The organism is Flavobacterium gawalongense (genome assembly GCF_007097265.1).
Lineage (GTDB): Bacteria > Bacteroidota > Bacteroidia > Flavobacteriales > Flavobacteriaceae > Flavobacterium > Flavobacterium gawalongense.
This window is the reverse complement of record NZ_VJZP01000031.1, coordinates 1-12,379: the sequence shown is the minus strand read 5'-3', so window position 1 is coordinate 12,379 and position 12,379 is coordinate 1. Positions and strand designations below refer to the sequence as shown.

Annotated in this window: 10 protein-coding genes; 6 read left to right on the top strand and 4 right to left on the bottom strand. The window is 34.0% G+C overall.

What is annotated here, in order from left to right:
• Positions 1-43 precede the first annotated feature (43 nt).
• From FNW38_RS14225 to FNW38_RS14200, 6 genes are read left to right on the top strand one after another with little or no spacing between them, the layout of a single operon-like run.
• Entirely contained in the window at positions 44-514 is a 471-nt protein-coding gene (locus tag FNW38_RS14225) for a (2Fe-2S)-binding protein (protein WP_317129746.1), read from the top strand.
• Between the two features lie 31 nt (positions 515-545).
• Positions 546-2,696, top strand: coding sequence for a molybdopterin cofactor-binding domain-containing protein (locus tag FNW38_RS14220; protein ID WP_143386384.1), 2,151 nt, complete (start codon positions 546-548; stop codon positions 2,694-2,696).
• 18 nt (positions 2,697-2,714) lie between these two features.
• Positions 2,715-3,140 carry a c-type cytochrome gene (locus FNW38_RS14215; RefSeq protein WP_143386385.1) on the top strand — a complete coding sequence of 142 codons (426 nt, stop codon included), beginning with the start codon at positions 2,715-2,717 and terminating at the stop codon, positions 3,138-3,140.
• Positions 3,141-3,197: 57 nt separating this feature from the next.
• A complete protein-coding gene (locus tag FNW38_RS14210) occupies positions 3,198-5,345 on the top strand; it encodes a xanthine dehydrogenase family protein molybdopterin-binding subunit (RefSeq protein WP_143386386.1) in 2,148 nt (715 codons plus the stop codon).
• A gap of 30 nt (positions 5,346-5,375) precedes the next feature.
• On the top strand, positions 5,376-6,548 hold the full coding sequence (locus FNW38_RS14205; protein WP_143386387.1) for an XdhC family protein: 1,173 nt from the start codon (positions 5,376-5,378) through the stop codon (positions 6,546-6,548).
• Complete coding sequence (locus tag FNW38_RS14200) at positions 6,523-7,146, top strand: nucleotidyltransferase family protein (RefSeq protein ID WP_235890210.1); 624 nt, start codon at positions 6,523-6,525, stop codon at positions 7,144-7,146. Before FNW38_RS14205 ends, FNW38_RS14200 begins: the two co-directional genes overlap by 26 nt.
• Before the next feature lie 69 nt (positions 7,147-7,215).
• Here FNW38_RS14200 and FNW38_RS14195 read toward each other — a convergent pair whose 3' ends face one another.
• The 4 genes from FNW38_RS14195 to FNW38_RS14180 all read right to left on the bottom strand — a co-directional run bounded on the left by FNW38_RS14195 (position 7,216) and on the right by FNW38_RS14180 (position 11,172).
• The gene (locus tag FNW38_RS14195) at positions 7,216-7,461 is read right to left on the bottom strand and encodes a DHCW motif cupin fold protein (RefSeq protein WP_185963150.1); all 246 of its coding nucleotides are present in this window, start codon (positions 7,459-7,461) and stop codon (positions 7,216-7,218) included.
• Between the two features lie 133 nt (positions 7,462-7,594).
• The gene (locus tag FNW38_RS14190; RefSeq protein WP_143386388.1) at positions 7,595-8,362 is read right to left on the bottom strand and encodes a carboxypeptidase-like regulatory domain-containing protein; all 768 of its coding nucleotides are present in this window, start codon (positions 8,360-8,362) and stop codon (positions 7,595-7,597) included.
• Between the two features lie 86 nt (positions 8,363-8,448).
• Positions 8,449-10,389, bottom strand: a complete 1,941-nt coding sequence (locus FNW38_RS14185; RefSeq protein ID WP_143386389.1) for a DEAD/DEAH box helicase — start codon at positions 10,387-10,389, stop codon at positions 8,449-8,451.
• Between the two features lie 204 nt (positions 10,390-10,593).
• Complete coding sequence (locus tag FNW38_RS14180) at positions 10,594-11,172, bottom strand: non-canonical purine NTP diphosphatase (RefSeq protein ID WP_143386390.1); 579 nt, start codon at positions 11,170-11,172, stop codon at positions 10,594-10,596.
• Positions 11,173-12,379: the final 1,207 nt, after the last annotated feature.

Genomic DNA, 12,379 nt, shown 5'->3' with positions numbered 1-12,379 from the left:
TGACAAATGTCATGCGTTTCATTTACTTAAAAAACAATATTATATGGCAATAATTAATCTCAAAATTAATGGAAAAGATTATCCAGTCGATGTAGATCCTCAAATGCCACTTCTTTGGGCAATCAGAGATTTTGTTGGTTTAAAAGGGACTAAATACGGTTGTGGAATCGCACAATGTGGTGCGTGTACGGTTCATTTAAACGGTCAACCAGTTCGATCCTGTTCTTTACCCGTTGTTGCAGTTGCAAATAAAAATATAACTACCATAGAAGGATTATCAGAAGACAACTCGCATCCGGTTCAAAAAGCTTGGATAGAAGAACAAGTCCCTCAATGTGGGTATTGTCAATCGGGGCAAATTATGGCTGCCGCAGCATTATTATCCAAAAATGCTTCTCCTACTGAAGCAGACATTGATGCAGCAATGCAGGGTCATATCTGTAGATGTGGAACCTATCCGCGTATAAAACGTGCTATCCAAAAAGCATCAGAAACGAAACCTTCAAAAGAGTAATATTTAATTATTTCATACTAATAATTGCTTTATGAAAGTAGACAATATCTCAAGAAGAAAATTCTTAAAACTATCTGGTTTAACAGGAGTCGCACTTACATTAGGGTATTATTTACCTGCTGATGCTAAAGAAGCGGAATTAATCACAGCTATTGATGCTGAGAATCGCGGAATTGAGCTTAATTCATGGATATATATTGATGTTTCAGGTAAAGTGACACTCTATAGTCATAGAGCCGAAATGGGACAAGGAGTATATCAATCGATACCTCAAATAATTGCTGAAGAACTTCATGTGGATCTTGATAAAGTAAACATAGTTTTCGCTCCAGGCGATAATGTGAAGTATGGAAATCAAATTACAGGAGGTAGTTCCAGTATTAGAGGGTCGTATAAAAACCTATTGAACCTTAGTGCTACTGCTCGTGTAATGTTAATCAAAGCAGCAAGCAATAAATGGGGAGCTCTTGAATCTGATTGTTATGCGGAAGACGGCAGTGTATTTCACAAACTAAGCGGTAAAAAATTACACTACGGTGAATTAGTCTTAGATGCATCAAAACTTAATATACCAAAGAATGTAATATTAAAAAAAACATCAGAATATAAATTAATTAGAAAGCCACTTCAAAGACAAGACACGCCTTTGAAAATAAATGGTACAGCCGTTTTTGGTATAGATAAAGTGATACCAGGAATGCTTTATGCAATGGTCGAACGAAATCCTAGACTTCGTGGTAAGGTAAAGAGTTTTGATGATTCGGAAACTCGCAAAATTCCAGGCGTAAAACAGGTTTTTGTGGTTCGAATGGGCGTTTTCAATACGTTCAGAGAGGGTGTAGCAGTTGTTGCTGATTCTGTTTGGGCTGCCATGAAAGGGAAAAAAGCATTAAAAGTGGACTGGGACGATACCGGATTTGAACATTTGAGTACAGATGATATTTATCGTCGAATGGATGAAGCACTTCAAAAAGAAGAGGGACTTTCGTTTCTTTCACAAGGAGACCCAAATTCAATTATACAATCAGCAGAAAAGAAAATAGATGTAGTGTATACAACGCCTTATCAGTCCCATAGTTGTATGGAGCCATTGAATTGTATAGCACATTATCAAAAAGATAAAGTAGAAATATGGGGACCTATACAAGCTCCTGAATGGGTTCAAGATTACATCAGTAAAGAATTAGGCATCGCAAGGGAAAAAGTTATTGTTAATATGACTTTCCTCGGAGGTGGATTTGGTAGAAAAGCTTTTATGGATTATCCACATGAAGCTACTATGATTTCCAAAGAAATCGGGGCGCCAGTTCAGGTTATTTGGTCTAGAGAAGATGATGTGACGCAAGGGCCTTACAGACCTGGAGTTTCATATCGTTGTCAAGGGGTGGTTTCAGATAATGAAATAAGCGCTTTTAAAGTATCAATTGCAGGTCAAAACAATAATCATTGGAGAGGTGGAGCAAAGGATGTAGCTAACAGAAGTTCAACAGAGGGATTTTTAAAGCCATACTTAGATAACATCAAGAATTTAAGTATTGTTGATATTCCTTTTGAAACACCAATTCCTACTATGTGGTGGCGTTCTGTATATGCTTCTACAAATGGTTTCGCGTATGAAAGTTTTATGGATGAGTTGGCAGTTGAATCAGGGAAAGATCCAATAGCGTTTAGAAGAACCTATCTTAAAGATGAAAGGAGCCGTAATTTACTTGATAAATTGGAAGAGGTTTCAGGGTGGAAAAATAAAAGTAAAGGATATGGTGTTGCTATAACGGAATGTTTTGGTAGCACAGTTGGTCAAATTGTGAAAGTTTCCAAAAATATAGAAAATCAACTTCAAATTGATCAAGTTTGGGCGGTAATTGATTGTGGATGGTATGTAAATCCTGATATAATTAAAGCGCAAGTAGAAGGAAGTATTGTTATGGCATTAGGTGCTGCAACAATTCATGAAATTACTTTCAAAGAAGGTAAAACGGTTCAAAATAATTTCAACAATTATAAAATGCCCCGTATATCAGATATCCCTCCAATTGAAGTACATATAATGGAAAACGATTCGGATGCCGGAGGTGTTGGAGAACCTGGATTACCTCCGTTTGCACCGGCTTTAACAAATGCAATATTTGATTTGACTGGAAAACGTATTAGAAAGCTTCCTTTCGAATTAACAAAAGTTTAATTTTAAAATTATATCAAAATGAAAATAGGTTTCTCAATATTAATTGTTTTATTATTCACATTAGCGCTTCAATCATTTAATCAAAATTTTGATTTAAAAGGAAGTATCTCGCGCGGTAAATCTATCTATAATACTCAATGTGCATCATGTCACATGGAAGACGGAAATGGTATAGAAGGGGTTTTTCCACCATTAGCAAAATCAGATTATTTAAGGGATAAAAATCGATTAATAAGAGTTATTTCAACTGGATTACGTGGACCAATTGTAGTTAATGGTGTAAATTATGATGGAGAAATGCCAGGTAATAAATTAACAGATAAACAAGTGTCTGATGTTTTAAACTATGTCAGAAATTCATGGGGAAATGAAGCTAAGGCAGTTTTACCAGCTGAAATACAACAAGCTAAAAAAGCTACTTCAAAGGACTATCACGCATATTAACTCGTTACATTTTAATTAGTAGCATAAGAGAATTTATAAATTATAAATACTTACTGAATGGTATCAAGACGTCAATTTATTAAAAATACAGGTAAAGCAAGTTTAGCATTATGGTTAGGAGCTACTTCTAATGGTTTTGCAAACACAGCTTTTATTATAGATGCACCTAGTAATTTTACTCCTTTTATAAAGATAGAGAAAAGCGGTAAAATAACAATTTTCAACACTAAGCCTGAAATGGGTCAAGGTACTTTTCAATCTATTCCAGCTCTTATAGCAGAAGAATTAGAAGTTTCGCTTGATGAAATAACTATTGTTCAAACTAGTGGTGAAAAACAATTTGGTAGTGGTCAAGCAGCTGGAGGAAGTTCTTCTATTAGAGGTAATTATAATGAATATAGAAAAATTGGAGCTGCTGCAAAAGAGATGCTCATTAAGGCTGCCAGTATTAAATGGGGAATTGGAATTGAGTCTTGTTATGCAGAAAATGGTAAAGTATATTCCAGCAAATCAGATAAATCTTTTTCTTACGGAGAATTAATTGAAGAGGCATCTAAATTAGAGCTTCCTAAAGAACCAAAGCTTAAAAATAAAAGTGATTTTAAGATCATCGGTAAATCAATTCAACGACCAGATATCCCATTGAAGGTTTCTGGAAAGGTTGAGTATGGAATCGATGTAGAATTACCTAATATGGTATATGCTACTGTATATAGATCTCCAGTAATAGGTGGGACTTTAAAAAATTTTGATGCGGCTGCGACCTTAAAAGTACCTGGAGTTATTAAAGTTGTGGAAGCGAAAAGAATCGTTGGAAAGTATAATTATTCGGGAGTTGCTGTTATTGCACAATCATACTGGTCTGCCCTTCAAGGTCGTAAAGTATTAAAAGTGGAATGGGACACCCATGGATATGAAAATTTCAATTTATCCGATTACGAGAATAAGTTGCGAAACCTTTCCAAAGAGGCAGGCGTAATTGATAAGAATATCGGAAATGTAGAAAGCATTAAAATTGAACCTGAGAATGCAATTGAATCATTTTACGAAACACCTATGGTGGCTCACCATACGCTCGAACCGATGAATTGTATAGCACATGTAAATGGCGACATGCTCGAAATATGGACATCTACTCAGGTTCCTAGTGCAATTACTGGTTCAGGACCAAATGACCTTCATAGTCAAATTGGAATAAAACCCGAGAATATTAAGTTACATTCAAAATTTATTGGAGGAGGATTTGGTAGAAGACTGTATACCGATTATGTTATAGAAGCTGTGAATATAGCAAAGCAAATAGCCCAACCAGTAAAGGTAATTTGGTCGAGAGAAGATACCACACAACATAGTGCATTACGTCCTATGACTTTCTCACAGTTGAAAGGCGGTTTCTCAAAAGAAGGAGAATTAATTAGTTTTCAACACAAAGTTATAAGCCCATCTTATTTTGATTCAGTAGGTTCAAGTTTCGATAAATCAAAAGTCGATGCGATTATGGTGGAAGGAATTGGAGAACAGGCTTACGAAATTCCCAATATAAAAACTTCGTATGTTTATGCCGATTTTCATGTACCTGTAGCAGCGTGGAGGTCTGTAACCAGTTCTACAGTCGCTTTTGCCCATGAGTGTTTTGTTGATGAATTAGCACATAAAATCAATAAAGACCCTTTTGATTTCAGATTACAAATGCTAAGCAAAGAATCAGATACTAAAAGAGTTTTATTGAAATTAAAGGAAGTCTCCAATTGGGATAAATCGTTGCCAAAAGGAAAAGGTAGAGGAGTTGCGCAATGGGGATTCTTTGCAGGATTATGTGCTCATGTAGTTGAAGTATCTATTGCCGAAGATAATTCCATTAAAATTGATAAAGTTATTGCGGTAATTGACTTAGGAGAAGTGGTTAACCCCAATAACGTTAAAAATCAAGTTGAAGGTGCTATAGTCATGGCATTAACAGCGGCTATAAAGCCTGGAATTACTATTGAAAATGGAAAAATAAAGCAAAGTAATTTTAACGATAGTCCATTGATACGTATCCATGAAACGCCAGAAATTGAAGTACATATTCTTGCAGATGGCGGAAAGATAAAAGGCGTAGGCGAACCAGGCTTACCTCCTTTCGCACCTGCATTGGCAAATGCTATATTTTCAATTACTGGTAAACGCATTAGAAAAATGCCTTTCGATCTTAATTTATTCTAAGTATTTATTTTTAATCTTACTAATTTTCAAATGAAAGAACTTCAAGAAATATTAAAAGCATACGACGTTGCAAATCAAGAAAATAAAAAATCAGCTCTAGTAACTGTAGTTCATTTAGATGGTTCCTCTTACAGAAGACCCGGAGCAAGAATGTTAGTAAATGATGATGGAAGGATTACAGGTGCTATAAGTGGTGGTTGTTTAGAGGGTGATGCACTAAAAAAAGCGTTGTTTGCTATTTCTGAACAAAAACACACCCTTTTTACTTACGATACTTCAAAAGCAGATGATTCAGAGATGGGGATCCATTTAGGGTGCGATGGGATTATACAAGTTTTGTTTGAATACATCGATTCTGATAAAATCGATAATCCAATTGAATTATTACGTAAAGCTTTAGCCAATCAACAAAATGCAGTTATTGTCACTTTATTTGATTTAAACAACAATCAAAATAATCAATATGGCACTTGTTTGTTGCTTGAAGAAAATGGAACTATTTCTGGAGATATTCCTCTTTTATGTTTTAAAGAATATATTTTAAATGATTCAAGTATTGCTTTAAAAAATGAACGATCAGAATTTAAACAATATCAATTTGAACAAATAAACACAACCGCTTTTTTTGAATTCATTCAACCTCCAATTTCACTTGTTGTTTTAGGTGCCGGAAACGATGCTATTCCATTAATGAAATTTGCAGATATTTTAGGTTGGGATTTTAGAATTATAGACCGAAGAAGTACACATGCAAATAAAGAACGATTTCCAAGCGCATCACAAATAGTAGTTTGCACTCCCGATGTAGCATTAGACTATATTCCTGTTCATAATCGTACTTTTTTTGTTTTAGTTACACATAGTTATAGATGTGATTTACAAATGCTTAAATCATTAAGTAGTTCTTCACTTCCTTATATTGGAATTTTGGGTCCTAAAAAGAAATTTGATAAAATGCTTTCTGATTTTCAACAAGATGTCTTTGAATTAAGTCAAGATAAAATTTCAACTATTTACAGTCCAACCGGTTTAGATATTGGAGCTGAAACACCTGAAGAAATTGCGCTTAGTATTATAGCAGAGATTCAATCGGTGTTGGCTGGAAAAATGGGCGGCATGCTAAAAATGAAAAACGAAGTCATTCATTCAAGAGGCTCATTAGATATTCAAATAAAAGATGTCAAAGTTTGTAATGAGTTATAATATAAAGCAATGTGGAATAATAATATTAGCAGCAGGTTCAAGTAGTCGAATGGGGAAACCCAAACAATTACTTGAATTTGATGGTATGACACTCATAACACATGTTTCTAAGATTGCTTGTCAATCAAAGTTATATCCCGTAATTGCAGTTTTGGGTGCAAATGTCGATTTGATTCAAGCTAATCTTGATGTTCCAGGACTTGATATTGTAATCAATGAAAATTGGAAAGAAGGCATGGCTAGTTCCTTACTAAAAGGCCTTAATTCAATGAATGAAATGTATCCTCATGTTGATGGTGTCATTATACTTGTTGGTGATCAACCCCACATAAACAATCAGCATATAGACCAATTAATTGATTCTCAAAACAAATCTGGATTACCTATTTCAGCCTGTTCTTACGCAGGTATTATGGGAACTCCAGCACTTTTTCACAAAACTGTATTTCCAGAACTTATGCTGCTTAAAGGAGATATTGGTGCGAAAAAAATTATCAAAAAAAGGAAACAGGATGTAGCTACCGTATTTTTTGATAAAGGAGTCGTAGATATTGATACATTAGAAGATTATGAAAACTTAATCAACGAAAAAAAATAAATATGTTAGTAGATAAATTCAATAGAATACATGATTACTTACCCATTTCGTTGACAGACAATTGTGATTTTAGGTGTTTTTATTATATTCTCCAGTCTCTATTTCGCTAATAAAATTACCTTCGAGACAATGTACAATATGTCCTTTTTGGCACCAATGATCTGCTAAATAACCTTCAGAATAAATAACTTTCCTAATTCGTAACCCGTCTAATTCTAATTGTATGGTTTGCCAATAGGCTGTTCCCGTTTCTCCTTTATGTTCTGTTCTTTCTATTTTGTCCCAATTGATAGCTTGGAAAGGTATATTAGACATCAATTTTGTTTTTTATTGGATTAATAAATTTTTGCTAAAACTCAAATTTAAGTATTCTAAAGTAAAAATCCCCAACTACTTTTCGTAATTGAGGATTGAAATTATCTTTAGATTAAAACTATAGACTGTTATATTATTTTTTCTTCAGAATCTTATATTCCTCATAGCAGCCACTTATGGCGTCCATAATTTGTAAATCATTTGCTGTTTGTATAAAAGCTTCCGAATAATTACAACGCTGTAAAATTTCGGCTAATTCATTTTTATCCACGCCAAGAAGTACAGATATCGTTTCTCTGTCGAATTTAGATTCGAGTAGATTTCGAACCGTATCATCCTTTTTCATTTCTTTTAGTTTTTTGAGCTCTTTTGGATTTTTACCAAAGAAATTATAAAGCATATCCGCTGGATTAAAAATAGAACCAAGTACTCTTCCAAAGGCATTTGGAGAATATTCACCCGCTTCATAGCCTTGTGTTAATCCTGAAATGCTGTAGCGATAGTTTTCTTTTGTTGGAATTAATTTTGAATCAACTTCAAGATATCCTGTTAAATTAAAGGGTCTGATGATTACTTCTTCCAGCGCAATTGCTTTTTCGGTAAGTTGAATTTTGGTGCTTTTATTTTTTATCCAGTCATTTGTAACTCGGACTCTTAAAGATTGGAAGCCTAAAATAGTAAAATGTAAAGTATCGTTTGGCTGGACATCAATTTCGAAATATCCTCTCGAATCGGTAGTTGCACCTCTTACTTTATTGATGTTGATGATATTTACATTAGACAAAGGCTGCTTAGTGCTGTTGTTGATAATAATACCATTGACTTTTTGGGAAGGTTCTGTGACTTGCGCGAAAGCGGTTGCAGATAGTACTAAAAAAAAGAAAACTACAAAATATTTCATAAACTCATTTAAAACTTTAAAAGTAATAAAAGAGGATTAAATATTTTGTAGTTTCTCTATATAATTATAAGAAAATTAACTAAATGTTAGTCTCTTCTTGGTCTTCTTGGTCTTGGCGAATCACCAAAGCTTTCAGAACGTCTTGGTGCTCTATCAGAGGAACCTTCAGTTCTAGGTCTGTCAGATGAAAAACCACCTTCTCTTCTTGGAGCAGCGCTTCTGGAATCGTTTCTTCCACCAAATCCACCTTCTCTAGGAGCTGAATTTCTATCGCTTCTAAATCCACCGCCTGAACCTTCTCTTCTTGGAGCAAAACTACCTTCTCTTCTTGGAGCTGAACTTCTTCCGCCACCAAAACTTCCACCAGAACTTCTTCCATTATGATCACGTCTTCCGCCACCATCATTTTTAGAAATTTCAACATTGATTCTACGTCCTTCTAATTGTACGTTGTTCAATACTTCCATTACTTTATCAGTATGTTCCGGATCAGTGTTAAAGAAAGAGAAACCTTCTTTTACATCTACTTTGAAAACGTCATCGCGACCTAAGTCTAATGTTTCTTTCAAGTAATCTTTCAATGACATCCAATCAAAGTTATCTCTAGAACCTATGTTCACGAAATATCTTGTTGCACCACCATTGTTATTTTCTCTTGGAGCACCATCTCTATCATCACGATCACGTCTTTCAGAAACTGAAGATTGATTAGAAATATCTCTGGTTTTCTTGTAATAATTGATAAAACGATTAAATTCAACCGATACCATTTTCTTGATTAATTCTTCTTTCGATAAACCTTCAAGTACGCTGTTAATTGCAGGAAGATAGTTGTCAATTTCGTGATCAACTTCTGTATCTTTAATTTTATTAGCTAGGTGTAATAATTGGATTTCACAGATTTCAATTCCAGAAGGAATTGTTTTTTCTTCGAATTTTTGTTTGATGATTCTTTCAATTGAAGAAATCTTACGCAATTCGCTTTTAGTAACGATTACAATAGAAGTTCCTAATTTTCCAGCACGACCCGTACGACCTGAACGGTGATTGTATGTTTCGATTTCATCAGGTAATTGATAATTCACTACGTGAGTAATGTTATCAACGTCAATTCCACGTGCAGCAACGTCAGTAGCTACAAGCATTTGGATTTGTCTTCCTCTAAAAGATTTCATTACACCATCACGTTGCGCTTGAGATAAATCTCCGTGCAATGCAGCAGCACTGTATCCATCTTCAACCAATTTTTCAGCAACAGCTTGTGTATCTCTTTTGGTACGACAAAAAACTACTGAGAAAATGTCTGGATTAGCATCGGCTAAACGTTTCAAAGCTTCGTAACGGTCACGTGCATTTACAAGGTAAAATTCGTGAGAAACTGTAGCAGAACCTGAGTTTTTAGCTCCAACTGTAATTTCAATTGGATCGGTCATGAATTGTTTTCCAATACGTGCTACTTCGGCAGGCATTGTTGCAGAGAATAACCATGTGTTTTTTTCGTCTGGCGTAGTAGAAAGGATGTTTACGATGTCTTCGTAGAAACCCATGTTCAACATTTCGTCAGCTTCGTCAAGAATACAATAGTTGATTTGAGATATGTTTACCAAACCTCTATTAATCATGTCTTGCATTCTTCCTGGAGTTGCCACAATAATTTGTGCGCCTCTCTTTATGTCTCTCGCTTGTTCTGTTATGCTAGCTCCACCGTAAACTGCTACCACATTAATACCTTTTTCGTATTTAGAGTAGTTTTTAATTTCGTTGGTAATCTGCAAACAAAGTTCGCGTGTTGGAGATAAAATTAATGCTTGTGTATTCCTGTTGTTGGCATCAATTTTCTGAATAACTGGAAAACCAAAAGCTGCCGTTTTCCCTGTCCCTGTCTGAGCCAACGCAACCATATCTGTGTCTTTTTCCAATAATAGGGGAATCGCTTTCTCCTGTACTTCGGTCGGATTTTCAAATCCTAGATCTAAAATCGCCTTCAGTAACGATTCACTCAATCCTAATTGTTCAAATTTATTCATATGTATTTTTAAAATAGGGTGCAAAATTACTGTTTATAATTCATATAAACTAATGCTATTTTAAGATTTAATGATTTATTATAATTTGATTATCAGAAAGTTATATTTTTTATTTGCAAATTATGAATTTTGATTTGTAAATTCAGTGTGAGATTACGACTCGAAATCGGATATATTGTTATAAAAATGTTGTATTGTAAAAATTTATTTATTTCCTTTCAGGAAGTCTATTAGTTGGAGTGTCGCTTTTCCTCTGTGACTAATTTTATTTTTTACCTCTAATGATAATTGAGCGAAAGTTTCCTGATATTCTTCAGGTTTAAAAATAGGATCGTAACCAAATCCTTGATTACCTGTCTTTTCTAAAGTGATTTCACCTCTTGCGATTCCTGTAAAAAGATGCTGTTTGCCATTTAAATTTAATGCAATGACCGTTTTAAATTGTGCCTTTCTATTATTCTTACCCGATAAGGCCTCCAATAATTTATTCATATTATCATCTGCATTGCGTTGTTCTCCTGCATATCGTGCAGAAAAAACTCCGGGTTCCCCATTTAAAGAATCCACCTCAAGTCCGGTGTCATCAGCAAAGCAATCATAACCATAGTTGCGGGTAACATAATTTGCTTTTAAAACAGCATTACCTTCAATGGTTTCTGCTGTTTCAGGAATTTCTTCATCACAACCGATGCTTTCTAAACTTAGAATTTTGATTGTATCAGGAAGCATACTTTGTATTTCCAGAATTTTGTTTTTGTTATTGGAAGCGAAAACGAGTTGCATTTTATCGGTTTTAATTTAATCCTCCAAAGATACATTTTTTTAGGAATTTCATTGGAGTGGTGTCAATACCACACGAGTAGCCCATTGATTATAGTAATCTGTATGTTATTTGGTATTCAAAGAATATGCTCTACTGTAATTAATTAAAAAACAACAAGTTAATTAATGGTTAAAATGTTATTTTTTAAAAATTTAACTAATATAAGTTGTATCTTTGAATGTGGTTTTGATTAATCACTTGAGTAAAACCATCTGAAAAGAGAAGCTTATTCAAATAGTCATTTCATGCTGAACGGTATGAGTTGATAAATGGTGAATCAGAATCTACAATCGGAGGCCCTTTAAAAAGGCCTCCTTTTTTGTGCTCCCTGCTGAAGTATTGTAGCTTGGTTCGCGAAAGAAGTATCCGTGTTTTCAGGAATTTTATATTTTTTGAATTTTATCAAGGTAGATTAGTATAGAAATCAGGTGATTGACGCTATAAGTTAGTATCGTTATTAATTTATTGAAAATCAATGCGTTAATAATTGGTTAAAGTACTCTTTTAGATTTGTTTAAAATAGAATTTGTCTTATCTTTGAGTATGATTTTGCTTTGTTCTTGAATATGGCCATCTGCAAAGAGAAGCGTATTTGATAGTCACAAGTTACCGAAAGGAACTTAGTAGATAATAGCAAACCAAAATCTAAACTGGAGGTCTGTAAAAAGGCCTCCTTTTTTAGGTCTATATACCAAAAATAGTACTTTTTAGTTTGCTTATTTTCTAGTGCAATTTATTAGGAACCTCTTTTATTAAAATTCTCTGAACTAATTTTTACGGTTGAAATGGCTAAAAAACAGTAATTTTTATATAATAAATTGACATGTTAATTATTGGTTAAAATGCTGATTTAGAGTGGTTTTTTTTAGAAATAAATAATATCTTTGAGTGTGATTCTGATTGAATACCTGAGAATATTAATCTTATAATGAGATTGATAACTCACTATCGACTATACCAGTAACGGTAAGAGTTAATATCGGTAATTCAGAATCACATAGGAGGCTCTTTAAAAAGGCCTCTTTTTTATGGTTATTTCTCCAGTATACTATTTTTAAAATTTGATGTTTTCAAAATAATTACCATAAATTTTTTTATGACAGTCCGCAATATGTTCCAAAGGATAAAATATGGCACACAGATAACACGGATTGAACGGATTTTGCA

Coding starts and splice junctions, on each gene's coding strand:
- FNW38_RS14225 (WP_317129746.1), top strand. CDS start 44: ATGGCAATAATTAATCTCAAAATTAATGGAAAAGATTATCCAGTCGAT.
- FNW38_RS14220 (WP_143386384.1), top strand. CDS start 546: ATGAAAGTAGACAATATCTCAAGAAGAAAATTCTTAAAACTATCTGGT.
- FNW38_RS14215 (WP_143386385.1), top strand. CDS start 2,715: ATGAAAATAGGTTTCTCAATATTAATTGTTTTATTATTCACATTAGCG.
- FNW38_RS14210 (WP_143386386.1), top strand. CDS start 3,198: ATGGTATCAAGACGTCAATTTATTAAAAATACAGGTAAAGCAAGTTTA.
- FNW38_RS14205 (WP_143386387.1), top strand. CDS start 5,376: ATGAAAGAACTTCAAGAAATATTAAAAGCATACGACGTTGCAAATCAA.
- FNW38_RS14200 (WP_235890210.1), top strand. CDS start 6,523: ATGTCAAAGTTTGTAATGAGTTATAATATAAAGCAATGTGGAATAATA.
- FNW38_RS14195 (WP_185963150.1), bottom strand. CDS start 7,461: ATGTCTAATATACCTTTCCAAGCTATCAATTGGGACAAAATAGAAAGA.
- FNW38_RS14190 (WP_143386388.1), bottom strand. CDS start 8,362: ATGAAATATTTTGTAGTTTTCTTTTTTTTAGTACTATCTGCAACCGCT.
- FNW38_RS14185 (WP_143386389.1), bottom strand. CDS start 10,389: ATGAATAAATTTGAACAATTAGGATTGAGTGAATCGTTACTGAAGGCG.
- FNW38_RS14180 (WP_143386390.1), bottom strand. CDS start 11,172: ATGCAACTCGTTTTCGCTTCCAATAACAAAAACAAAATTCTGGAAATA.